The sequence below is a fragment of the Trabulsiella odontotermitis genome, assembly GCF_001297775.1.
GTDB classification, from domain to species: domain Bacteria; phylum Pseudomonadota; class Gammaproteobacteria; order Enterobacterales; family Enterobacteriaceae; genus Trabulsiella; species Trabulsiella odontotermitis.
The window spans coordinates 168532-190788 of record NZ_LIFX01000004.1; the positions used below are offsets into that span (position 1 = coordinate 168532).

The following is a 22257-nucleotide window of genomic DNA, read 5'->3' on the forward strand; positions in this document are numbered from 1 at the left end:
GCCGCTTGCTCCTTATTCACATAAACCGTAACGAGACGAACACACTGACGTGTCCAGACTGGCTTTCACAAGGTCGTAGACTTTGCCACTACGACCTGTTTTAGCCCACTCGACCACCTCTTCAACGCCTGGAGAGTTAAGGCCACCACGCGGGCCATAAAACCCAGACCAGTCGATATTCTGGACTTCAGGTGTTATGCCATACATCTGTACGTTTCTGCCCAGAGGTAAATCGAACTGCTTCATCCATCGCTGGCTTACCTCACCAACGCTCATCCAGTGAACCCAACGGCTTCTTAAGCGAACTTTCAGTTCCCACTGTTTGTGCTTCTCAATATGCTCTGGCCAACGCGCTGTCGTTTCAGCAATTTCTTCTTTGTTACACAGCACGCAGTTCATGCAGCCGACTCGCGAAGCTCCCTGTGTGTAAAGCGGGTTCGGTTTGATACCAAAATATTTATGAACAGCAAAAACATCTGCGGCTGTCCATCTGTGTATTGGCAGGAAGTTGTAAAGGAAGTCCGGGTCTCTACGATCGGCAGAGAAGCGTTCATAACCGGCACGCTTGGATGACTCGTCAGCCCGGACTCCGGACCACTGAACCACCACATCGCCGTTATCCAGCAATGGCTGCATTACCTTTTCGTAAGCTATCTGGATTTTCAGCTCATCGGTGCAAAAGCGGTCACGTAGCATTGGGAATTTTCCATGGAGCAAGGCACAGTCGAGAAAGCTATTTCCACTCGGATGCATAACTGACATGGCGGCATCAAGAGCTGTTTCATATTCGATCCCCCAACGCTCTGCGGTACGTAGCCATGCCTGTCCGAATTTAGTGTCTGAGCGAGCCAGTGAAGGCATAACGACGCCGCGGTACACGCCCATTCTGATGACCTGACGCTTTGGCCAGTTTTTCTGCAGGTGCGCACGGCGTCTGGCGAAATCATCTTCGGTGTAAATACGCTTTACCATCTGCACCGGTTTGCAGCCGATTTGCTCATGGATGGTTTTGCCAAACTTGATAGTTAGTTCATGCTCGTTGTCTGTGTCTGCCATTACACCCTGCGCACGGTCGCCGAATAGCGCATGAGCGACAGCGAGAGTCGCAGTACTGTCTTTACCGGCAGAGTAATTCACAACGATTTTATGGTCGTCCGGGATGCGAAACTCAGTAAGATATCGGTCATATGCGACTTCGATTTCTCGAATCATCGAGCGAATATCCGTATGTGTAATAATCATTGCTGCCCCGTTCATTGTGGGACCTCCCAGCGATTTTGGGTTGTGCGAAGCCCTCGCCGGATGGCGATAATTTATAGAATTGCGCTTCGCTAATTAGCTTGGACGGATTGGGTCATGAGTACGTCGCCTGGCGACATCATTGTCTATTGTGTAAAAAGGGCGGTACCGCGGTAGAACATTATCTTCTCCTCCAGTAGTTGGAAGACCCGGGTACCGCCAAGGCTACACACAGCAATGTCGTACTACCTGATATCACGGTCCTAAGTCGTGATTTGGTTGTGGCGGGGTTGTCACTCAGGCGTATGGTCAACCTGACAACCCGGTGGACATTCCCGGGGAAAAGGATAAAGCCCGGGCCATACTTACCGCCGCGCCGTTTCACGGATTACCACAACGGAAAGAGCATTCCGATCTTCAACCAACGCCCCGAGTTCTGCGTTTCGGCGCATCAAGTCGCGGCAGCTATCTCCGGGCACACGGGCTGACCCATTGATTTACCGTCATCCGCCAAGCGCTTGGGTTTCAGCAGTCATGTGGCGGGAATGCTCTTACCTGTTATGTGCCTGTCTTTTCACCACTTCAGGCTCAGTGGAATCTGCTATTCTCCAACTATCAGGACCCGTTTAATCTGACTATCCAAAACATGAAAGTGGTAAAACATGCTTGCTGAATTCACGGCCTCACTATCAGCCATAAAGGCTTCTTTCGACCTTCTGCAGGTGATCAATGATGCGGATGAATCACCGGTAGTTCAGAAGGCAACCAATGAGCTACATCGGCAGTTGGTCGCGTTGCAATCCGAAAACCTTAGACTTGCTCAGCTTCTGACGTCTCAACTTGATGAGATAAATTATCTTCGTGTGCTACTCCGCAAACACGAGGATCCGCTGAAGTAGTAAGCCGTTCAATCCTGATAAAGATTCGGCTAATCTGAATGTCCCCAACACAGAGAGGGTATTAAAGTGATCGCTGAACTTGCATCTGCCATGACCGCTATAAAGGAGACTGCTGGTCTCGCAAAAGTATTTGGTGAGGCTAAAACAGACTCTGAAGTAAAGGCAGCGACGATCGAACTTCAGAGCAAGCTACTTACTCTTCAGAGTGAATGTTTCTCCCTTGGCGAAGCTATCCGCCTTAAGGACGAAGAGGTAATGCAACTCAAAGCAAAGATTGCCGAATTCGAAAACTTTCGTTCCCAGGTAGAAGGCTATGTTTTGAACCAGCTTGAATCGGGAACGTTTGTTTATTCGAAGGATGAAGTTGTGAACGAAAAATACGTAACCGTGCACCTTTGTCAGCTTTGCTATTCCAAAAACATAAAATCTATACTTCATCCTATCCCGGTAGGTAAGACCTCTGCCTTTCATGAAAGCCGTTGCCTCCACTGCGAAAATAAATATTTAATGGACAGGAACTCCCGCTATGAAGCCCCGATGTCATTTGGTGAAATTGGACGGGTGCTTAACGGGGATAGTTGACTGAGACAGGACAGATTTAGTGATTGATAGGTTCGCCATATCCATCAAGGAGAATGTCGAACACACAGTCGCTTAAACGGATGATTTCTGCGTCTGTGTGCAGATACACCCATTTACGCTCCGGAATGACTGCAGATACGCGATAGGTGCGCCCTTTATGTATTGCCATCATCCCGGTAGTGACACACTGGCGAATCATCGGGGTAGTGCCATAGTGGGAAATCACGATTTTCCCTCCACCTGTTCCAGCAAACCGGCCAACAGCATATGCTGGCGGTTTAGCGTGATTTTGTTATTTGGCTGTCCGACTTCGGTCAGTCGCCATTGATACCCTGAAGCTAACGTTACGACGGTGTATTGCTTTCCGTTGTGTGTAATTTTCATCAGAACCTCTTGCCCGTAAGCTGGGCTGCTGAACGTTAAAACAAGACTTCTGCGCTTAATGTTTGGCGGTGGATGGCCGCCAGTTGTCATAACTAAGCCGCCTCGGTGAAGCGAATGAGGTATGAAAAAAGTCGCACTTGGCGACCTGTTAATGCCGGGATATTTATCCACGCCGGCTCGTGGTTTCCTTGCTTTCCACAGACAAAAGAAACTGATAAATTGAATATTCCACAGACAATTAAAGGGAAAGGTATGAGCGAATATAATGGTCATAAAGAAGGCCATTTACCGCCGAGACCACAGCCAAAGCCGCAGCCGAAACCAACTCATAAGTTGAAAACGGATGCTTAAGAGAAAAGGGTCAAATGGAACGAGAAGAACTACTTTATCGAATTGAATACTCATATAACTTTGAGCTGATGTTCAGCAAAATTACATGGCGTATTGATAAGCTGATATCGCTGACTCTTCTTATTCTTGGCTCTGTAGTTTTCTCTGGGGTTCAGGGGACTTTCTGGTATGGTCTTGCTGTTGCGGTGTTATCTGCGATTCAGATGACGTATCAGTATGCTAAAGCATCAGAACACTCTTCAACTCAAAGCAAAGCTTATATGAAGCTTCTGAACCTTGAGTCCAGATATTCTGATGAGGAGTTGTTGGATAAATTCGTTGAAATAGAAGATAGTGACCATAAGCCATGGCTACTTCTTTCAGACTTAGCGATTGTCAGAACCAATATCCGAAAAGGTTATGACCCTGAGTCAGATCCACAACTTCCCTGGAATATAAAAATTATTGGCTGGTTTGCTGGAGATTGTCCTCACCGTTAAACCTTCAGGATTGCTAATGAGTAGAAAAGAAATTATACCTAATCATGCTATTCCGCGGCCTACTCCTAAGCCGCCACAACCACAGCCGAAGTGATAAATCAGCGCGACTGCGGTCGCGTTTTTCATATCATTTTTCGGTTTGATTCACCAAAGAACACTCGAAAATGACCTCTGGTAAATCACCCGGTCTGGTCACGCCTACGCTCTCACGTACACTTTACCCCTCGCACTCGCTACGATTCAGGCATCCCGGTGAATTGGGTCGTAGGTCTAAGCGGTCATCGCAACGTCTGGCGCGGCTTACTTCCGAATGTCGCATCATTGTTCCGTAGCAATGATCAGAAAATACAGATAAAACTGTAATATAGTCAACAGATAAATCTGTATTTGAATGTGTAAAATACCTATCTATCTGTAAACTAGAGGTTTTTATTTTTGTAAAGGTATAAAAAAACCGGCCGAAGCCGGTTTTATGAGGAAATAAGTAATGGATCAGCGTTTCCGACGATAGATGCGGTGTTCAACCATAACGCCAATTATTTTTAGAGGCTGCATTTCACTGTTAATTTTCGGAAAATCGTCATTGAGCGGCAGAAGCTCAAAATGCTGAGCACCCTGCGCATCAGTATAGGTTGGACGAAACTTTTTGAACGTTGCCTCATCTCCGCCATTTTTAGCTACGACAAATTCACCGGGTGCAGGCTCAATATCAGGGTCAACTATGATGACGTCACCAGCCTTGAAGTCAGGTTCCATGGACTCGCCTTCAATTCTGAGAGCAAAACTGAATTCTGATAATTCAAGGTCGGTCATGACATATTCAAAATTACCATCAAACGCTTCTATTGGTGGCTTTTCTGCAAGAGCTCCTGCCTGTACATAATTTATCAGAGGAACTTTCCTTGAGTTAACTTCCGCAGTTGACATGAATGCGCCACCATTCAATAACCAATCCGCATCGCACTTTAATGCCTTGGCTATTCCCACAATATTTCGTGGCTTACGGGTATCCCCATTTTCAATACTCTGCCATGACTGCTGGCGAATACCAGCCAACTGAGCTGCTTCTGCCTGAGTCAGCCCAAGTTCCGTTCTTTTCTGTTTTACGCGATCAGCAAGGCTCATAAATCCCTCTCTCTCTATGCCTTGATAGTCACAGTTAAAACTGTAATTGACAAACAGAAATAACTGTTACAAAGTACAGATAAAACTGTGGAGATGATATGGAAACAATTTCTCAACGCCTCAAGCAAAAACGTGAAGAGATGAATTTATCTCAGTCTCAGCTAGCAACTCTGGCAGGCATGAAACAGCAATCGCTTCAGGCCATAGAGGCGGGGACTACAAAACGCCCACGTTATTTGGTTGAGCTAGCCAGAGCCTTGAAGTGCGATCCGGAATGGCTACTGTACGGTGATAACGACGAGAAGCCTCACTAGCGTGCCGAATTCTTTTTAAAAGACGGAAAGCAAAAATTAACAAACAGGTAAATCAGTCAGTAATTGATTCAACGAAAGAGGGCTTATGCGATCACTTACGTACCAACACAATAACGGATTTCGCCAGAACGTTTTGATTTTTGAAAATCAGCGCGAAATCAAATCCGGAGGTATAAATCACAAAGAAATACGATCAGCTGTTCGTGCTTGGGCTTCTACTTGCCGCAGTCGTGAATTCGTTGCTGCACAGATCGTTAAAGAGTGGCATGCGAATGGCGGAAAAGGGCTGGATATACCAACAGACCCTTACCTCCAAATGCAGAAAATCTTCCGCTGGATAGACAGTGACACTAAGTATTCGACCGAGAATATTCGTCTGCTTACACCAGCAATACTGTCAGTTCTTCCTCTGGAGTTTCGCGGTCGGCTGGTGGGGGAAGATAATTTCATGACTCGCATCGCGTCCATGGAGAAGGAAATCAGTGAGGCCAAACAGGCGGTACTGCTCAACGCGCCAAAACACCAGAAGCTGAAAGAAATGAGCGAGGGGATCGTATCGATGTTTCGAGTTGAACCTGATCTAGCGGGACCGCTGGTGGCAATGGTGACCACTATGCTGGGGGCATTATGACAGGTTTAAAAAAGGCGAAAGCCGTGGTGCAGCAACACCAGCGGCTTTCTGTGCGAATTAACTGGAACAATTCACAGGAATAATTATGACAACGCTTTCTCAGCTGTACAAGCAAAAGGATAAAAACGGTACCGGAACCACCGTGAAGAAGACTTTCATGGTGCCGACTGACGAACTTTACCTGGAGGAGGGCAGCAATATCCGCCCGGTGGAACAGGAGCACGCTGAGTATATGCGTGACTGCTGGATAGATGGTTCTGATTTGCCACCATTGTCGGTCGAAGTGACGGAGCAGGGTATTAAAATTATCGACGGCCAGCACCGTTTCATTGGTGCGAAGCTGGCTATTGCGATGGGGCACGACATCCCGCGCATCGAGTGCAGAGATTTTGTCGGTACTGAGCTGGACAAGCTTGCGCACATGGCCAAATCGTCACAAGGGAAGCCAATTACTCCGCTGCAGCGTGCCGGCGCATACAACCGGGCCAGAAATCAGGGCCACACATCCGCTGAAATAGCCAGGGCGTTTGGACGTTCTGTTGCTGATGTCGAAACCCACCTGCAGCTGCTTTCATCCGGCGATGTGCTGATAGGCATGGTTGAATCCGGTGAAGTGGCAGCGACAACGGCAATCGCATTATCCCGCGAACATGGCCCCAAAGCTGGCACGGTTGCCACCGAAAGTCTGGCAAAGGCTAAAGCAGCCGGAAAGAAAAAACTCACCCGCAGCGCAGCTATTCCCCAGTTCAGCGCGGTCAAAGCGCGCCAGTTCATCCAGTCCATTGTCGACTGTGAGGATGCCATTGTGTTACCGCCGGAAGCGACTGTGATTCTGGAAGAGTACAAAGCATTCCTGAAAGACGCAGGTCAGGAGAGCGGGTCATGAATACGGCTGAAATCATCAATTTCCCCGGCGCTGATGCCGGGGTACAGGAGCACCGCGTGGCCGATACAGACGACGGGTACACCCGTCTGGCAAACGAGCTGCTGGAGGAGCTTATTGGCGCGAACCTGACAAAGAATCAGGCAAAGGTCGCATTTGCTGTTTGCCGGAAAACCTACGGTTTCAACAAAAAGACGGACCGCATTGCTGACACCCAGCTCGCAACGCTGACGAAGCTTCCCCGGCAGAAGGTTAACGCCGCCAAGAATGAGCTGCTGGCGATGCGTGTACTCATCGCTGAAGGTAACCAGATTGGGCTGAATAAAACCCTGAACGAATGGGTTATTCCTGATGTAAAAAAAGGGCCAAATTGTCACCACGGTGGTGACTGTCACCATAATGATGACACTGTCACCACGGTAGTGACAAAAAGTGTCACCAGAACAGTGACAGGGGTGTCACCAGCATGGGGACACACAAAAGACACTATTACAAAAGACAAAAAAGATATTATTTCTTCGTCCCGGAATTCTGACGAATCCCCGGACAACCCCACTGAAAAATTCCTTTCCCGTCATCCTGAAGCAGCAGGGGGGATTTATACCCCGGCCGGGAAATCATGGGGCACCTCTGAAGACCTCCGCGCAGCAAACTGGATTTACGCTCAGCTGCTGGTTGTCAACGCCAGCCTGTCAGAGCCGAACTGGGTTGAGTGGGCTAACACCATCCGTCTGATGCGCCTGCAGGATAACCGCACACACTACGAAATCTGTGAGCTGTTCAGATGGGCCAGCAAAGACGATTTCTGGAAAGACAATATTCTCAGCCCGTCCAGTCTGCGCAGGCAGTGGGACAGACTTACCACCCGGCGACAGAGCGGGCATACGAACGGCAAATCCACTGGCCAGCCGATTGACTGGAACAACACTGACTGGATAGACGGGGTATTCGATGAAAACTCTTTCTGAGCAGCTTCATAACTTTGACCAGGAAAACTTTCGCCGCATCGCCAGTGGATTACCTGAAGTTCAGGCAGAAGCCGTGCAGGCGCACCAGACGGCCGAGATTTTCAACTCACTGTTCAGCCAGCTGCGTGCGGCGTTCCCGGCAAGCATATCTAACTTCAGCGACCAGGCGCAGTTCAACGAATTACGCCGCCAGTGGCTGCTGGCCTTCATGGAAAACGGTATCACGACGATGGAGCAGGTTAACGCCGGTATGCGTGTTGCCCGCAGACAGAACCGTCCATTCCTGCCATCGCCTGGCCAGTTCATCGCCTGGTGCAAAGAGGGCACACGAGCTTTTGGCATCACTGCTGACGATGTCATGACTGAATTCTGGAAGTGGAGAAAGCTTGTTTTCAGATACCCAATAAGCGAGCAATATCCATGGCCTCAACCCGTGCTGTATCACATCTGCCTTGAACTCCGCAGACGCAGCACAGAAGGGCAACTCAGTGAAAAAGAGATGCAACGGGTAGCTGCAGAACTGCTGGGGAACTGGGAAAAGCGGACAGGCGCAGGAATTCCTGTACCACCAATCCGCCGCGCGATAGGTGCACCTAAACGCGATATGGGCCCGACGCCAGCGCAAATTCTGCTGGCCAAATATGAGCGAAGCAAAGTGAAGGGGGATAGCAGTGATACGCAACAAGTTTGATGTGTTTTTTAAGCTTGTTGAGCATATCTGACAGTCTGCTTTGTGCCAAAAGCAGACATTCGCCTCAGGTAGAGAAACCATCAAATTCGAAATTAGCCAGTTTGCTCGTTATGGCAATTATGCGGGTTATAAGCAAATTTTTTTGCTTTATCGCGCTAGAGCTATTGCAAAAATTGCTTAACTATGGATGATTATTGTTGCCATGTTAACATTAAATTAAGGATTAATTTATGGAGTTTCCAGCAAGTCTAAAAGGAAGATATGCATATCATTTTACTTATCTAGGCAACCTTGAATCGATAATCGAGAATGGACTATTGTGTACAAACTTAAAAAATGATCAGAATATAACTCATCATAATGTTGCCGAGCATGGGATACAAGGAAGAAGAAGCACTATGCAGGTACCGTGTTCTAATGGGAAATTTGTTCACGACTATATCCCTTTTTACTTTTCAAAAAGAAACTCCATGCAACTTGGGGTGATTAATAAAAAAAATGTAGACCAAGCGTTTCTTATTTACTTTGCTATTCCCATAGAAATTATTGTACAAAATGCTGATGTTGTATTTTCAGATGCTTCAGCAAACACAGATGTGCCGCCAAATTTTTATAATTCCCAATCACTAAATATGCTTAACTCTTTAAACTGGGATGCTATTGATAGAAAGAAATGGTCGTGCCCGTCAGAGAGGTATCGTCAACAGAAGATGGCAGAGTTACTTGTTCCCGGTAGCATTAATATCTCAGAACTGGATCACATAATAGTTTGGAATGAATGGATTAAGGATACAGTAGTGGGGATATTTAAAGACAAAGGAATAGAGCCACCTGAAATTAAGTGTGATGAGGAACACTATTACATAAACTTTTACGATGGCAAAAGAAAATCAATTGTGACTGGGCCATACTTTTTAAAAAAAGACATGGAAAAAACAATTGAAAAAATATATAAAAGTGATAACAAAATCAATAAGTATAAAAGCCTTCGTGATGCTTTAGATGCAATTAAAAAAAACTTCTCATCAATAAAAGAACTTGATGATATAGACGGGTTAAAGGCCAGCTATTGGCCGCACACTGATGATGTTGGCACGCATAGCAGAAAAGTTGCGGGTGCTCTCGAACAGTTCCATGAATATAATGGACTGTCTGATGCGGATAAAGAAATTGTTCTTATTGCCGCATATCTACATGATATAGGTAAAGGGCCGAAGTCTCGCTGGGGGCAAGATGGAATGACCAAAGCTGATAATGACCATGCTGCAAAATCCTTGCCTATGTTAAAGCGAATTCTTACTGAAGATATTGGCGGACTAAGTGAAGAATCTATAAGAAAGATAGTAACATTAGTAACTTATGACGACTTGATTGGTGACATTGTTGTGAAGGGCCGAGATGAGAAGCAATTGATTGATATAATCAAAGATGAAAATGACTTGAAAATGCTCATTGCTCTATCAAAAGCTGACATGAATGCAATCAATCCTGAATGGGTGACAACCCACAGTAAATCAATAGCGGATTTAGAATCGAGAGTACTGTGTGTGATTAGGAGTAATAACATATGTTAGAGTTTGTTAAAGGAAACTTCTTTGATTTTGATGCCGATATTAGAGTTAACACAGTTAATTGTGTAGGTGTCATGGGGGCGGGGGTCGCTCTAGCCTTCAAAAACAAATATCCTGAGATGTTCAAAGAGTATGTCCGTCAATGCAAGGCTAATGAAATATTGCCTGGAAAACCTAGCGTATGGAAAAAAGAAGACATGTTTTCGAAAGGAATTGAGATTATAAACTTCCCTACTAAGGATCATTGGCGAAACCCATCTGAGTACGAATACATTGAAAGTGGTCTTATCTGGCTTTCTGACTACGTAAAGAACAAAGAAGGTTTGACGATAACACTACCAGCTCTCGGCTGTGGGCATGGCGGATTGGATTGGGAAAAAGTTAAAAAACTTATTATTCATTACCTTGCAGAAACGAAAAGTAATATCTTGGTTTTTGAACCAGAATCTTCAAAAAATGCTGAGAGAGTGTCATCCATTACATCTAACAAACTTGCAGATCTTGAAAGTTTAGGTATAAGTGTAATAAAGAAAAATGAAAAATCTTACCCGCCAGGGTTGATTCGCTATACAGAAAAAGACCTCTGGATTTTCGGTAGAGTAATTAGAGAGTTCGATATTTCTTTGATCTCAAGTACCAAACCTAATGAGCAAGAAAAAAAGGTCGTCCTAAAATTAATAGAACATTGTAAAATTAACCGCCTTAGTATTTTGTTTGGCGGTTCTTCTTTTGATAAGAAAATGGCCTTGCACTCTATTAGACAAGGAATTGAAACTGGAATTTTTTTGCCGAGCGGAATTTCATTCTCAGCAGAAAAACATCGGGAAAAAGGTGCTACGGATAACATTTCTATTCTTTCATTAGGTGATCCTTTTAAATTATTTGATAGAAAAGCCTACATGCCGTCTGTTATGGGCCGAATGTTTATCTGCAAATCAGTTATTTTCACCACTGAAAGGTTGAAATGGCTAGAAAAACAGAGGAGTGAAATTATAAGTGGTGGGTTAAAATCGTATTTCATAAAATACGAAAATCTTCAAGAGGAGGATTTTTTTGCTGCTATCAATATAAACGCAAAACCAATCAAACCATTTGAAGGTGAGCAAGTATCGGAGATCAACCTCTGAGATGTGTTACAGCTAACTTATCAATAATGTCCGCGCCTCGATCACAGCGGACATCGATCTTCGGGCCGGTCCGCTCTGTGCCATGAGGCGCCATAGCTAACCCAGACATCTTTTTACTATTTCTGAGTCGAGTGCTTTTTAGTCATAACGTCTACTTCTTGCTCTGGCCTCAAGATGACGTAGCCACTGGCCGATTTGTGTCAGAAGCGGGTATGACTAAAACCAAAAAGTGTTAACCAGTGGCACATCATGGAATAATATCCATACGGCAAAGCTCGGAAATTATAAAATGAATGACGAGTTGAATCGCTGCATACGAAAGAGGCTTTCGAGGTCGAAGACATTTCTATTAGGGAAGGGAGTGAGGTCGAAAATGGTTAATCATATTAAAGAGATGGCAACGACCGAATCGGTGGCTGACGTTTTACGTTATTTTGGCCCTAAACTACATATTTCTCACATTGACAGGATGTATACCTACCACAACTTTGAAATAATATCCTCAGGAACGATTTTGCTTGAGTATAAAAAACTCTTCACTGCTGGAGAGTTGGTATACGATGCTAACAAAAGGGTCGTAAAAGGCCCGAACTGGAAAGAACCAGATTTTGTAGCGAAGGGAACGTACTTTAATCATGATGGCAAAGGCTGAAGGTAACCAGACTGATACTCCGGTAGTTCCAGTGATCCGCCGAAAGTCTGCCAGCCCGGTTTCTGAGTCACTACGGTTAACCCCAACATCTTTTCGTTATTTCTGAGCCGGGTGCATAACGTCTGCTTCTTCCTCTGGCCTCCTGATGACGTTGCCACTAGCAGATTTGTGTTAGAAACGGACATAAAGATGAGTGGTTAAACGCAATAAGGCGGTCACTACAGTTAAGGGAAATTAATGCTTACAACACAATCTACATGAATTAATTATTCATTCTCAGTGTCTGAAGACCTGCCAGATATTTTATATAGTGCTTAATATCTGTATACTACTTTGATAGTGTAAATCATCTACACACAGTAAGGATGCCGATTCGTGAAAAGAGATATCCGCTCAATAAATTTTAATCTAATTAAACTCGACCAAGAAAATGTTAGGTTTGGTGGTGATGTTGCTCAAAACCAACGTGAAGCAATTGAGTTGATGCTTGCTGATCCTGAAGACACAAAAAAGATTCTAAAACTTGCAGAGCACATAGTTCTCTATGGTCTTGATCCGACAGAACTACAGCTTGTCATACCTGATGATGAGGGAAACTACATAGTTCTTGAAGGGAATAGGCGGCTCACTGCATTGAAGCTGTTGCAGAATCCAGATTTGTGTACACAAGAAAAGTACTATAAGGACTTTTATGCGGCTCATAAAGAAATTGCAGAGCGTTTCCCCAGCGAAATTGAATGTAGTGTTGTTGCTTCCCGAGAAGATGGGGATGTTTGGATAGAACTGAAGCACACAGGACAAAATGGTGGCGCAGGACGTGTACCATGGGATAGTGATATCCGCGATGAGCGCAGAGCAAGGCAGACGGGGGTTGACTCTATAGGGCGACAGATAAGAGAGATTGTCAGAGACAATCCTCAAATCTTTAGCGAGATAATTATAAGTGATATTTATCAAATTCCAGTAACTACACTCACACGTCTTTTCGCCTCTAAAAGAGCTCAAGATGCATTCGCAGTATTTATCAAAGACCGTCAAATCCAGTTCAAATACACATTAGATATATGCGCGCCGTCAATTGAATTCGCTATACGCATGTTTCGGCATGAAGGATATAACGTTAATGATGTCCGAAACGATGATGACCGAAAGGCATTTCTCAATCATATACCGCCCGAATTAAGCCCGGAACATTTATATCAAGAGTCCCTTAAACGTACCGTTACTTCAGATGGGGGGACGGCTGGTAGTGAATCAGAGGGTAGACAAGATAAATCGTGGGGAGGCCACTCTGGCTCTGAAGGTGATGGGGGGGCTGGTAGCGATCCAAGTAAACAAAAGACAGATGAAAGAAATAGTCCAAAAACAAAGGCAAAAGGTTCTTCGAGAAGCCGAAAATATCTTGTTCCATGGTCCCTCAACATTCCCAACAGCCGAATCAATGAAATCTACCGAGAGTTACGGGGTTTGCTTGAAGTAGATCGTGTCCCAAACGCTACCGCGATTACATTTAGGGTTTTTCTTGAGGTTAGTTGTGAGGATTACAGGAGGCGCATGACTCATGCTGGTGATGGCGTTTATCGGCATGATAACAATAAGCCTCTCAGTGATGAGGATAAGCTTGCGACCAAAATTGTTTCTGTCGCTAAACATCTCGAATCTGCAGGGTTACTAACAAAAGCAGAGTCGAAAGCTATAAGTCGTCGGGCAGCAGGGACACAAGTAGTTGGATCTGTAGACCATTTAAATCAGTTTGTCCACAGTACTGCAAGCCCTCCGTTGCCTTCAGAGTTAAAAGATGTCGCTGAAGAATATTTGCCAATGCTTAAAGCAATCTGGCCGTAATGTACTGGCCAACTTAGGTCTTTTGAGTTAAACTGTATCCTAAGTTGGCAAACTAACTCATTGTTTTACTATGGCAAAATCAATCTATTCGACACCATTGAGGTACCCCGGTGGTAAAGGGAAATTCGCGTACTACCTCAAGAGGTTGATCGAGACTAATGGCCTCAATGACGGTCACTATGTTGAACCCTATGCTGGGGGGGCAGGGGTTGCTTTAGACTTATTGTTTAATGAATTTGTCTCGAGAATATATATTAATGATCTAGATCCTGCTGTGTATTCATTTTGGTGTGCCGCTGTTAATCATACCGAGGAACTTTGTGCTGCAATTTCAAAAATACCTGTCACCATAGAACAATGGGAAATACAAAAGAAAATTATCAATGATATCGATAACAATTCTATTGTGGATGTTGCATTGGCCACTTTTTTCCTAAATCGGACAAATCGTTCTGGGATATTAAAGGCTGGGGTTATCGGTGGTAAGAATCAAAGTGGTAAATGGACCTTGGATGTAAGGTTTAATAAGCCGGATTTAATATCCAGAATTCAGATGATCGGCTCATTTGGCGCAAGAATAAATGTTCATAATTACGATGCTATCGAGTTGATGGATAAAGTTGTAAAGCCTCTGCCAAAGAACACACTCCTATATTTAGATCCTCCTTATTATTATAAAGGCTCTGGTTTATACCGAAATTTTTATAATCATGAAGATCATGTTTCCATCTGTAAAAAACTCAGTGAGGTAGAACATCCTTGGATTGTGTCTTATGATAATGCTGAGGAGATTAAAGAAATTTACTCGGATTATCGACAGGAAGAGTACTTCTTAAACTACACTGCGCAGGAGAAACGTAAAGGAACTGAGGTAATGATTTTTGGCCCAAACGTTCTCATGCCTTCCAAAGGATTACTGAAGTAAACCGGTGTTATTCAAGTACGTTACTTGATGAGGTTCAGGTCAACCTTTATAAACATGTTTTGATTTTCCATAATCAACCCGCCATAATCATATCACCGGAGCCTGAACACCTCCGGTGACTTCTGCGCTTTGAGGGGACTCAAAGTGCAAACAACAATCAGAACACATTCCCGCCAGTTACAGATGCAGAAATGCACCTGCGATTGTCTGTTCCCAGCGTTTTATCTCTGCGGAGGTGAAGCGTGAAGCCTCAACGCCGGTGCAAAATCTGCCGCCAAAAATTCACTCCTGCATTCGATAATGTTCGCTGGTGCTGCCCGGAACATGGTGCGCAGTTCGCGCTGGTGGAGCTGGAAAAGAAACGCACTAAGCAGCGTAAAGCTATGGTGAAGAAAGAACGTGAAGCCTGGCGTAAGCGCAAAGAAGCCGTCAAACCCCTTAAGCACTGGATAGACCTTACACAGCGGGCCGTGAATGATGTCTGCCGTGAAACTGCTCTGGTGAACGGGGAGGGGTGTATTTCCTGTGGAGCGAAAACCGCTAATGCCTGGCATGCCGGACACTATCGTACTACAGCTGCAGCGGGACATCTCCGTTTTACCCGCATCAACATAAACCTCCAGTGCGACGCCTGTAATCTTCATAAATCTGGAAACATTGAAGCCTATCGAATAGCTCTTGTCGCGCGATATGGAGAAACCGCAGTACAGGAACTTGAGAATAACAACACACCGCATCGCTGGACGCGTGAAGAGCTGAAAGAAATCAGACTCACCGCCCTGGCGGAACTTCGTGCGCTTAAAAAAAGGGAGGCTGCATGAAACCAGAACTCATTGAATCACTCCGCACTCGCTGGCAGCACCTTCGCATATATCGACGGCCGGGCTCAGTGCTGGTGGACTACAGGATACTTCGTAATCTCGTTCGGATTTACCGGTCAACTGGCGCAACAAGATGAACCTGCAGCGTGCGCTGAGTATTGGCTTAATAGTGAAGGCTTAGGTGTATGGAGAATAACAATGCGTGATATTCAAATGGTACTCGAACGCTGGGGCGCATGGGCTGCCAGTAACCATGAAGATGTTGCCTGGTCCCCGATAGCTGCGGGGTTTAAGGGGCTTATTCCCACAAAGATAAGATCACGCCCTCAATGCTGTGATGATGATGCAATGGTTCTCTGCGGCTGCATGGCTCGCCTGAACAAAAATAACAGCGACCTGCACGATCTGCTGGTGGATTATTACGTGATAGGCATGACGTTTATGGCTCTGGCACATAAGCATGACTGCTCTGATGGCCATATCGGAAAAAAACTGCAGAAAGCAGAGGGCGTCGTTGAAGGTATGCTGATGATGCTCGATGTCCGACTGGAAATGGACAGGTTTGTTTCCCGCGAGCCTGAAACGAAATTAGTGGCTAATGGATAAAAAAGTTTACGTACGTAAAAAACAGAATACTCTGTTAAGAGTGGTTACTTCGCCACATTGCTTAACCCTATCAATAAGGGTTCCTGCGAGGGTTTAATTTAAGAATCCAGGAGATTGCCGTCATTACATCGCTTATTTACATTTAAAGTGCGTAATCCATCTTGAGGAATATATCATGTTTAAGCGTCGCACTTTTAAGACTGCATTGGCGGCGGTTATCTCGCTCTCAGTGATTGCCACCCCTGTGTTAGCAAATCCGGGGAATGGTAATGGTGGGGGTAATGGGCACGGTAATAGCGGCGGTCATGGCAATAGTGGTAACAGCCATGGCAACAGCAGCGTAAAGAATGACAAAGGGAACGCTTACGGCCTGTCTTCCGAAAAAACGAATAACGGGAAGAACGACAGAAAGCCTGACCATGTTGATACGGACATCAGCTTCTCCAGAGCCCGTTCACTGGCAGTAAATTATGGTCTGACTGGATACCAGTCGTTACCCCCGGGAATCGCAAAAAATGTGATGCGTGGTAAGCCACTGCCCCCGGGGATTGAAAAGAAAACTATACCAGCTTCAATGCTTGGGGAACTGCCAAACTACCCGGGCTATGAATGGAAGAGGATTGGTGATGATCTGGTGCTGGTGGCGCTGAGCACAGCGATAGTTACAGCCGTTCTCAATGGTGTATTTGATTAAAACCTAAATTATTGCATTTCTAAAAGCCTCGCAAATGCGGGGCTTTTTGCTGTGAAGATGGGCAGCGTGTGAGTGTTGTAGCACTCGACCAGATGTTCATTCATGTGTCTTAATCCAGTTTGTAGTTTTTCTAAACCCATTATCTCTCTGGTACCGCTATACTCACGGCATCACAAGTGGGAGGTGCTTATGCAAGAAGGCTACTACTGGATTCAGTACAACGGCGGACAACAGATAGCGTACTACGTTCCGGAGGTTATAAACGACCTCGACACTGGTAAAACGGTGATTGGTGCGTGGTACGTCACGCGCGGCGATGACCTTTGCAATAACGGTGAAGTGGAAGTTATTAGTGGACCGCTGGAAGCTCCTGGCGATTTACCTCGTACCTTCGACTCAGTAGAAGAAGCAACGCAGCAATGCGACTTTTTGCGTCTCCATGTCGAACGTGCAGCAGAACTGTGCAACGATGCCAGACGTGAGTTGGAACGAGCCGAACTTGATCTTGAAGCTCTGGTAGAGCAGTACAACGAGCAGGCAAAAATAGCAGGTGTTAAAGCTATAGAACTGAATGTGGCGAAGTAGCTGTGTGTATATTAAGCGTGTCTGTGCACCGCTGATGACCGCAATATTTTTGTGGTCTTATTTTTATATATAATGGGTTGCAATGTAATAAGGCTCAACTAATCTTAATTTGCCCCTTAGAGTGGATTAGGGCAAAAATAATAAACAGCCATTATCTGCACGATAATTTGACTCAGGACCAGCGAACCCCATCGCTGGTCTTTTTTTTAAAGGCTGACTTAACTCATTGCCGATATATTCTATATTGACTATTTGCATTTAATTAGTCAGTTTCAAACGCCTCCATTAACTGGGGGCTTCCTGCTGTGAAAATGGGCGGCTGGTGGGTGTTGTAGCACCCGACCAGCCATTCGCTCATGCTACAGATCACAAGCGAACCAAGGCCCACCGCTTTAGCGCAAAAGCATAGTGAGCCTATCAGAGTCCCGCTTACTGATCTATGAAAAATACTGTAAAAATATCCAGTGTTGAGTTGATCAACGCTGATTGCCTGCTTTACCTCGCATCTCTTCCTGATGACTCCATTGACCTGATAGTTACCGATCCGCCTTACTTCAAAGTGAAGCCGGATGGATGGGACAATCAGTGGAATGGTGATGAGGATTATCTGCGCTGGCTGGATAGTTGCCTCGCCGAATTCTGGCGTGTGCTGAAGCCCGCAGGAAGTCTTTATCTGTTCTGCGGTCACCGGCTGGCATCAGATATCGAAATCATGATGCGTGAGCGCTTCAATGTTCTGAACCACATTATCTGGGCAAAGCCTTCGGGGCGCTGGAACGGCTGTAACAAAGAAAGCCTGCGGTCTTACTTCCCGGCGACCGAACGCATCATTTTCGCAGAGCATTATCAGGGGCCATACAGCCCGAAGAGTGACGGCTTTGCGGAAAAGAGTACCGAATTAAAACAGCACGTTATGGCTCCGCTGATTTCATATTTCAGGGGCGCGCGTGATGCGCTGGGTGTGAGTTCAAAACAGATAGCCGATGCCACAGGAAAGAAAAACATGGTGTCGCACTGGTTCGGTACCAGCCAGTGGCAGTTGCCGAACGAGCAGGACTATCTCAGGCTCCAGAATCTGTTTACCCAAACAGCAATGGATAAACACCAGAACGGTGAACTTGAACAGCCGCACCACCAGCTGGTGGCGACGTGGCATTCGTTAAACCGAAAATATTCAGAGCTTCTGGAGGAGTATCAATCTCTCCGGCGCTATTTCTCTGTGAATGTGACTGTACCCTTTACCGACGTATGGACACATAAACCCGTCCAGTTTTATCCCGGCAAGCATCCCTGCGAGAAACCGGCTGATATGCTGCGGCAGATAATCACTGCCAGCAGCAGGCCCGGCGATCTTGTTGCTGACTTTTTCATGGGGTCAGGTTCGACGATTAAGGCCGCTTTAGAGCTGGGTCGTCGTGCGGTAGGGATTGAACTGGAAACCGAAAGGTTCATCCAGACCGTCAACGAGGTGCGGGGGCTGACAGGGAAATAATTCATGCGGGGCGGCTATGAGTCGCCTTTTATTTTCCCTCAATACACCTCAAGCAGGAGGTGTCGGATGAAAAACATCATGCCTGACAAAATAGCTTCGGTGGTGGGGTATTGCACATCAGGTAGCCTCATCTGCTGGGGCAGTTTCGCCAGATGGGTGCAAGACCTTGACTGGAACATGATCGCTGTCATCGGCGGCTTCGTTATTGGCCTGCTGACATTCTTCGTGAACTTCTATTTTAAACGCCGCCAGATCAAAGCCTATGAGGCGGCGCTGGAGCGCGGCTATATTACGCCCCCTCCTCAGGATAAATGATATGGCAGCGCTAAAGAAAGCTGGTGGTGCGGCCGGTATCATCTGTTCAGTTGCCGTAATTATCTCGATTGTGCTTGGAAACGGACATGTACGAACCAATGAGCGCGGCCTCGAGTTAATCGGTAATGCAGAATCCTGTCGTCGTGATCCTTACGTTTGCCCTGCGGGTGTACTGACCGACGGTATGGGCAACACTCATGGTGTTAAGCAGGGCACCATTAAGAACGACCAGCAGATCGCGGCGGAATGGGAAGCAAACATCCTCGATGCTGAATCCTGCGTTAACCGTTATGGCAATGGACGAAACCTGTCCGACGATACATTTAGCGCCGCCGTGTCGGTAACTTTCCGCTCAGGATGCGGCAATATGCGCGGCTCGACTATGTTCTCTTTATTCCGCAGCGGTGACCTGAAGGCAGCCTGTAATCAGTTTTCGCGCTGGGTGTTTGGTGGTGGGCGCGTTCTTCCTGGACTGGTTACGCGCGCCGGTAAAGAAGAGACTCTCTGTCTGGATGGTGTGAAATGATTACCCTGGAAAATATCAAAGCTGCCTGGCGTCCGATATTGCTGGTGGTTGTCGTTACGATAATCGCTGTGCTGTGTGTCCTGCTGGCAAATAGCCGCGCATACTTTGCCACTGTGCAGAGCGACAATAACGTTCTGCGCAATGACAACGCTCTGCAGGGGCAGGTTATCGCCACGCAGGCATTCAATTTCAACCGGTTTAATCAGGTAGCAGAGCATGCCAGCAGCCTCAATTCTCTGATTGATGTCAGCACCGATAAAACCATTATTGAGTACCGGGAGATCCTTAAACGTGAGAAAACCTGTGATCTGCCTGTTCCTGCTGATGTCGCTGGTGGGTTGCTCGACTACGCGAACAGTTTACGTACCAGCGCAATGCACACCGATTCCGGGAACGCTGACGCAGCCAGTGATAGCGCCACTTCCACCAGCTCGCTGACATATTGCCAGGCAGTTTTGTGGATTAAGCCGCTGCTTGCCGCTATCGACAAGGCGAATAACCAGTTATCTGGCATACGAGAAATAGAGAAATCCAGATCATCGCAAGGAGATTAAAACTCTGTCCCCATACGGGTGTGAACCTGTGTCGCAGGGGTTATTTTTTAAGAAAAAATCGGCCAGAACCGGGTTGATTGATGGAAAGGGGAAATGTATAAAAAGAAAAACCTTTCACCTCAAATGGATTTTGAAAAATGCGTAAATCAATATTGGTTATGTGCTCGGTATTTGCTGTAAGTTCTTCTGTTGCATGGGCTGCAGATAGTTCCTCGGGAAATGCCGTGAAAGAAGGAGTCGGTTCTTTCGTTACAGATATGGTGTCCACAGGAAAAGACGCGCTTGCCGGGGTAGTTGAAGGGGTCGATGCTGGTCGAAAAGAAGGCGAGAGCGCGGACGGTGCGAAAGTGGTGACGAATAAAAATGATTTTCAAGAACTAATAAAGGTCACCGTTATAAAAACCGAACAACTTGAAGGGCAAAAAACGCAATTGACCATTGCGGTGCGTAACGATAATGACTTTCCGGTTCGTATGTCCGGACTTAATGAGCCAAAGAATGTGGTTTTGATTGACGCAGACGGTTTCTCCTATTCCCTGAGTAATCAAATTGCTCAGGGAAGAGATATCACTGCTTTACCAAAGTCATTGACCCGCGTCCGCTTTGTGTTCAGTGATGTAGAAGGAGGACCCTCCACACTCCGACTTTATGAAACCGACATAGTGGTGCCTAAATAACTGATCCTAATACCGCTACACTTTAGTCAGCCCATGCTTTCCATCGGGGAATGGGCTGACGGTATCCAATGCCACAATCACCACGATGGAGGCCAGACAAACCGCGCTGGCGGCGCTGGATGCGAAATATACGAAGGTGTTAGCCGATGCAAAAGCTGAAAATGATGCTCTTGAGCGCAAACTTGATGCTGGTGGCCGGGTGCACGTCGCAGGCAGATGCCCTGTGCAAACCGCAACCAAAGCCACCGGCACCGCCGGCATGGGCGATGATGGCACCGTCGAACTCTCTCCAGTTGCTGGACGAAACATTCTCAGTATCCGATCCGGGATCATCAGTGATCAAACAGCATTAAAAGCACTGCAGGAATACATCGAGACACAATGCTTAAAATAGATGCAAATATGACGTGATCCTGATCGCAAAACACAATTTTTTATTATCTTGGCAAGATTGTTTATCTCTATTCATATCTATTCATATCTATCCATATCTATCCATTCATGTGTTTTAACTCTCTGAAAATATTTGTTTTACTCAAGCCTTGTTGATGCGGGGCTTACTTTGTTTCTGAGTTTCACCGCGCATCTCACGCGCACTTCAACGAGAGCCTTTCAGTAAGCGATCCTGAGAATAGCCGTTATAGGTGGCGACCTTCTCTCGGGCGGCTTTTCTGTGAGACAGGCTCGCTTTCTAAAAGGTTAACGCTATGAAATATCCTACAGTGTCAGTAAACGGCGTGTCTGTACGTGTCGATAGTGAGGGTAGATACAACCTGAATGATCTGCATTCTGCAGCCGTAGCTAATGGACAGGCTACTGAATCACAGCGTCCGAGTAACTTCACAAAAAGCAAATCAATCAAAGTGTTCGTTGATGAATTGACCGCCGCTACGAAAATAGCGGCGCTAAAAACCATTAATGGCGGCCCGAATCATGGTGTCTGGGGACTGGAGTTAGTAGCTATCAGATATGCAGCGTGGCTGAATCCTAAGTTTGAGATCAGGGTTTACAACACGTTCCGTGAATGCGTTTTAGACGTCGTCAGTAACATGAACCGCCTAAACCGTCTTGACCTGCTGATCGCTTCCGAAGCAAAAGAGGTCAGTTCTTGTGCTAGGACAATGAACCGCTGGGGAGTTGGTGGCCGTAAAAAGCTTCTCAACGGCACACGTGATCGTATTGTCAGTCAGATGGATCCTGACATGGTTGAACTGATGGAAGTTAAACCTTATTGACAGGCACAACAAAAGCCATTCACTGAGAGGCATCAGCCAGCTAGGTAATCCAATCTTGACGGCCGGATCATGCGGAAATAGCTAAG

27 protein-coding genes and 1 pseudogene are annotated in these 22257 nt (G+C 46.1%); 24 read left to right on the forward strand and 4 right to left on the reverse strand.

What is annotated here, in order from left to right:
- Positions 1–12 precede the first annotated feature (12 nt).
- Complete coding sequence (locus AOY23_RS06385) at positions 13–1257, reverse strand: phosphoadenosine phosphosulfate reductase domain-containing protein (protein ID WP_054178635.1); 1245 nt, start codon at positions 1255–1257, stop codon at positions 13–15.
- 947 nt (positions 1258–2204) lie between these two features.
- Here AOY23_RS06385 and AOY23_RS06395 point away from each other — a divergent pair.
- The gene (locus AOY23_RS06395) at positions 2205–2720 is read left to right on the forward strand and encodes a hypothetical protein (protein WP_054178633.1); all 516 of its coding nucleotides are present in this window, start codon (positions 2205–2207) and stop codon (positions 2718–2720) included.
- 16 nt (positions 2721–2736) lie between these two features.
- Here the strand turns inward: AOY23_RS06395 and AOY23_RS06400 are convergent, their stop codons facing one another.
- Positions 2737–2946 carry a cell division protein FtsZ gene (locus AOY23_RS06400; RefSeq protein WP_054178632.1) on the reverse strand — a complete coding sequence of 70 codons (210 nt, stop codon included), beginning with the start codon at positions 2944–2946 and terminating at the stop codon, positions 2737–2739.
- Entirely contained in the window at positions 2943–3194 is a 252-nt protein-coding gene (locus AOY23_RS22865; protein WP_054178631.1) for a hypothetical protein, read from the reverse strand. Before AOY23_RS22865 ends, AOY23_RS06400 begins: the two co-directional genes overlap by 4 nt.
- 275 nt (positions 3195–3469) lie before the next feature.
- Here AOY23_RS22865 and AOY23_RS06410 point away from each other — a divergent pair, with 275 nt between their 5' ends.
- Positions 3470–3934 carry a hypothetical protein gene (locus AOY23_RS06410; protein WP_054178630.1) on the forward strand — a complete coding sequence of 155 codons (465 nt, stop codon included), beginning with the start codon at positions 3470–3472 and terminating at the stop codon, positions 3932–3934.
- Positions 3935–4426: 492 nt separating this feature from the next.
- On the opposite strand, the gene AOY23_RS06415 is transcribed toward AOY23_RS06410, so the two are convergent.
- The gene (locus tag AOY23_RS06415) at positions 4427–5059 is read right to left on the reverse strand and encodes a LexA family protein (RefSeq protein ID WP_054178629.1); all 633 of its coding nucleotides are present in this window, start codon (positions 5057–5059) and stop codon (positions 4427–4429) included.
- Between the two features lie 98 nt (positions 5060–5157).
- On the opposite strand from AOY23_RS06415, the gene AOY23_RS06420 reads away from it, so the two are divergent.
- From AOY23_RS06420 to AOY23_RS06520, 22 genes and pseudogenes are all read left to right on the forward strand, one after another.
- Positions 5158–5373 carry a helix-turn-helix domain-containing protein gene (locus AOY23_RS06420; RefSeq protein ID WP_054178628.1) on the forward strand — a complete coding sequence of 72 codons (216 nt, stop codon included), beginning with the start codon at positions 5158–5160 and terminating at the stop codon, positions 5371–5373.
- Positions 5374–5458: 85 nt separating this feature from the next.
- Complete coding sequence (locus tag AOY23_RS06425; RefSeq protein WP_054178627.1) at positions 5459–6004, forward strand: toxin YdaT domain-containing protein; 546 nt, start codon at positions 5459–5461, stop codon at positions 6002–6004.
- Positions 6005–6089: 85 nt separating this feature from the next.
- Complete coding sequence (locus AOY23_RS06430) at positions 6090–6890, forward strand: ParB/RepB/Spo0J family partition protein (RefSeq protein ID WP_054178626.1); 801 nt, start codon at positions 6090–6092, stop codon at positions 6888–6890.
- Positions 6887–7855, forward strand: coding sequence for a replication protein (locus AOY23_RS06435; protein WP_054178625.1), 969 nt, complete (start codon positions 6887–6889; stop codon positions 7853–7855). The genes AOY23_RS06430 and AOY23_RS06435 overlap by 4 nt, the downstream gene beginning before the upstream one ends.
- Positions 7839–8546 (forward strand): replication protein P, encoded by a 708-nt coding sequence (locus AOY23_RS06440; RefSeq protein ID WP_054178624.1) that lies wholly within the window; start codon positions 7839–7841, stop codon positions 8544–8546. Before AOY23_RS06435 ends, AOY23_RS06440 begins: the two co-directional genes overlap by 17 nt.
- 230 nt (positions 8547–8776) lie before the next feature.
- Positions 8777–10120, forward strand: a complete 1344-nt coding sequence (locus AOY23_RS06445) for a DarT ssDNA thymidine ADP-ribosyltransferase family protein (RefSeq protein ID WP_054178623.1) — start codon at positions 8777–8779, stop codon at positions 10118–10120.
- Complete coding sequence (gene darG / locus AOY23_RS06450) at positions 10114–11244, forward strand: type II toxin-antitoxin system antitoxin DNA ADP-ribosyl glycohydrolase DarG (RefSeq protein WP_054178622.1); 1131 nt, start codon at positions 10114–10116, stop codon at positions 11242–11244. The genes AOY23_RS06445 and darG overlap by 7 nt, the downstream gene beginning before the upstream one ends.
- Positions 11245–11617: 373 nt before the next feature.
- Positions 11618–11896 carry a hypothetical protein gene (locus AOY23_RS06455; RefSeq protein WP_072170947.1) on the forward strand — a complete coding sequence of 93 codons (279 nt, stop codon included), beginning with the start codon at positions 11618–11620 and terminating at the stop codon, positions 11894–11896.
- A 375-nt stretch (positions 11897–12271) separates the two neighbouring features.
- Entirely contained in the window at positions 12272–13741 is a 1470-nt protein-coding gene (locus AOY23_RS06460; protein ID WP_054178620.1) for a ParB N-terminal domain-containing protein, read from the forward strand.
- A 70-nt stretch (positions 13742–13811) separates the two neighbouring features.
- Positions 13812–14666, forward strand: coding sequence for a DNA adenine methylase (locus AOY23_RS06465; protein WP_054178619.1), 855 nt, complete (start codon positions 13812–13814; stop codon positions 14664–14666).
- 242 nt (positions 14667–14908) lie between these two features.
- Positions 14909–15487, forward strand: coding sequence for a recombination protein NinG (locus AOY23_RS06470; protein WP_054178618.1), 579 nt, complete (start codon positions 14909–14911; stop codon positions 15485–15487).
- Entirely contained in the window at positions 15484–15624 is a 141-nt protein-coding gene (locus tag AOY23_RS22505) for a YlcG family protein (RefSeq protein WP_152958456.1), read from the forward strand. Before AOY23_RS06470 ends, AOY23_RS22505 begins: the two co-directional genes overlap by 4 nt.
- A gap of 61 nt (positions 15625–15685) precedes the next feature.
- A complete protein-coding gene (locus tag AOY23_RS06475) occupies positions 15686–16093 on the forward strand; it encodes an antiterminator Q family protein (RefSeq protein WP_054178617.1) in 408 nt (135 codons plus the stop codon).
- A gap of 175 nt (positions 16094–16268) precedes the next feature.
- Positions 16269–16787, forward strand: a complete 519-nt coding sequence (locus AOY23_RS06480) for an anti-virulence regulator CigR family protein (protein ID WP_054178616.1) — start codon at positions 16269–16271, stop codon at positions 16785–16787.
- 189 nt (positions 16788–16976) lie between these two features.
- A complete protein-coding gene (locus AOY23_RS23195) occupies positions 16977–17372 on the forward strand; it encodes a hypothetical protein (protein WP_054178615.1) in 396 nt (131 codons plus the stop codon).
- Between the two features lie 439 nt (positions 17373–17811).
- Positions 17812–18864, forward strand: coding sequence for a DNA-methyltransferase (locus AOY23_RS06490; protein WP_054178614.1), 1053 nt, complete (start codon positions 17812–17814; stop codon positions 18862–18864).
- Positions 18865–18930: 66 nt separating this feature from the next.
- A complete protein-coding gene (locus AOY23_RS06495; protein ID WP_054178613.1) occupies positions 18931–19179 on the forward strand; it encodes a class II holin family protein in 249 nt (82 codons plus the stop codon).
- Position 19180: 1 nt separating this feature from the next.
- Positions 19181–19705: a lysozyme gene (locus AOY23_RS06500; RefSeq protein WP_054178612.1), complete on the forward strand. Its 525-nt coding sequence runs from the start codon at positions 19181–19183 to the stop codon at positions 19703–19705.
- Positions 19702–20259, forward strand: a complete 558-nt coding sequence (locus AOY23_RS06505; RefSeq protein WP_054178611.1) for a hypothetical protein — start codon at positions 19702–19704, stop codon at positions 20257–20259. Before AOY23_RS06500 ends, AOY23_RS06505 begins: the two co-directional genes overlap by 4 nt.
- Positions 20260–20396: 137 nt before the next feature.
- A complete protein-coding gene (locus AOY23_RS06510) occupies positions 20397–20936 on the forward strand; it encodes a hypothetical protein (RefSeq protein ID WP_152958458.1) in 540 nt (179 codons plus the stop codon).
- A gap of 55 nt (positions 20937–20991) precedes the next feature.
- Positions 20992–21330, forward strand: a pseudogene (locus tag AOY23_RS21615) (lysis protein); the annotation flags it as partial.
- Between the two features lie 313 nt (positions 21331–21643).
- A complete protein-coding gene (locus tag AOY23_RS06520) occupies positions 21644–22171 on the forward strand; it encodes a KilA-N domain-containing protein (protein ID WP_054178609.1) in 528 nt (175 codons plus the stop codon).
- The last annotated feature ends 86 nt before the right edge of the window (positions 22172–22257 follow it).

Bases quoted from the DNA above. Each gene is read 5' to 3' on its own strand.
- AOY23_RS06465 (WP_054178619.1), top strand. From the start codon at position 13,812: ATGGCAAAATCAATCTATTCGACACCATTGAGGTACCCCGGTGGTAAA.
- AOY23_RS06445 (WP_054178623.1), top strand. From the start codon at position 8,777: ATGGAGTTTCCAGCAAGTCTAAAAGGAAGATATGCATATCATTTTACT.
- AOY23_RS06495 (WP_054178613.1), top strand. From the start codon at position 18,931: ATGAAAAACATCATGCCTGACAAAATAGCTTCGGTGGTGGGGTATTGC.
- AOY23_RS23195 (WP_054178615.1), top strand. From the start codon at position 16,977: ATGCAAGAAGGCTACTACTGGATTCAGTACAACGGCGGACAACAGATA.
- AOY23_RS06415 (WP_054178629.1), bottom strand. From the start codon at position 5,059: ATGAGCCTTGCTGATCGCGTAAAACAGAAAAGAACGGAACTTGGGCTG.
- AOY23_RS06440 (WP_054178624.1), top strand. From the start codon at position 7,839: ATGAAAACTCTTTCTGAGCAGCTTCATAACTTTGACCAGGAAAACTTT.
- AOY23_RS06520 (WP_054178609.1), top strand. From the start codon at position 21,644: ATGAAATATCCTACAGTGTCAGTAAACGGCGTGTCTGTACGTGTCGAT.
- AOY23_RS06455 (WP_072170947.1), top strand. From the start codon at position 11,618: ATGGTTAATCATATTAAAGAGATGGCAACGACCGAATCGGTGGCTGAC.
- AOY23_RS06505 (WP_054178611.1), top strand. From the start codon at position 19,702: ATGATTACCCTGGAAAATATCAAAGCTGCCTGGCGTCCGATATTGCTG.
- AOY23_RS06425 (WP_054178627.1), top strand. From the start codon at position 5,459: ATGCGATCACTTACGTACCAACACAATAACGGATTTCGCCAGAACGTT.
- AOY23_RS06490 (WP_054178614.1), top strand. From the start codon at position 17,812: ATGAAAAATACTGTAAAAATATCCAGTGTTGAGTTGATCAACGCTGAT.
- darG (WP_054178622.1), top strand. From the start codon at position 10,114: ATGTTAGAGTTTGTTAAAGGAAACTTCTTTGATTTTGATGCCGATATT.
- AOY23_RS06500 (WP_054178612.1), top strand. From the start codon at position 19,181: ATGGCAGCGCTAAAGAAAGCTGGTGGTGCGGCCGGTATCATCTGTTCA.
- AOY23_RS06430 (WP_054178626.1), top strand. From the start codon at position 6,090: ATGACAACGCTTTCTCAGCTGTACAAGCAAAAGGATAAAAACGGTACC.
- AOY23_RS06385 (WP_054178635.1), bottom strand. From the start codon at position 1,257: ATGAACGGGGCAGCAATGATTATTACACATACGGATATTCGCTCGATG.
- AOY23_RS22505 (WP_152958456.1), top strand. From the start codon at position 15,484: ATGAAACCAGAACTCATTGAATCACTCCGCACTCGCTGGCAGCACCTT.
- AOY23_RS06410 (WP_054178630.1), top strand. From the start codon at position 3,470: ATGGAACGAGAAGAACTACTTTATCGAATTGAATACTCATATAACTTT.
- AOY23_RS06510 (WP_152958458.1), top strand. From the start codon at position 20,397: ATGCGTAAATCAATATTGGTTATGTGCTCGGTATTTGCTGTAAGTTCT.
- AOY23_RS06480 (WP_054178616.1), top strand. From the start codon at position 16,269: ATGTTTAAGCGTCGCACTTTTAAGACTGCATTGGCGGCGGTTATCTCG.
- AOY23_RS06475 (WP_054178617.1), top strand. From the start codon at position 15,686: ATGCGTGATATTCAAATGGTACTCGAACGCTGGGGCGCATGGGCTGCC.
- AOY23_RS06435 (WP_054178625.1), top strand. From the start codon at position 6,887: ATGAATACGGCTGAAATCATCAATTTCCCCGGCGCTGATGCCGGGGTA.
- AOY23_RS06420 (WP_054178628.1), top strand. From the start codon at position 5,158: ATGGAAACAATTTCTCAACGCCTCAAGCAAAAACGTGAAGAGATGAAT.
- AOY23_RS22865 (WP_054178631.1), bottom strand. From the start codon at position 3,194: ATGACAACTGGCGGCCATCCACCGCCAAACATTAAGCGCAGAAGTCTT.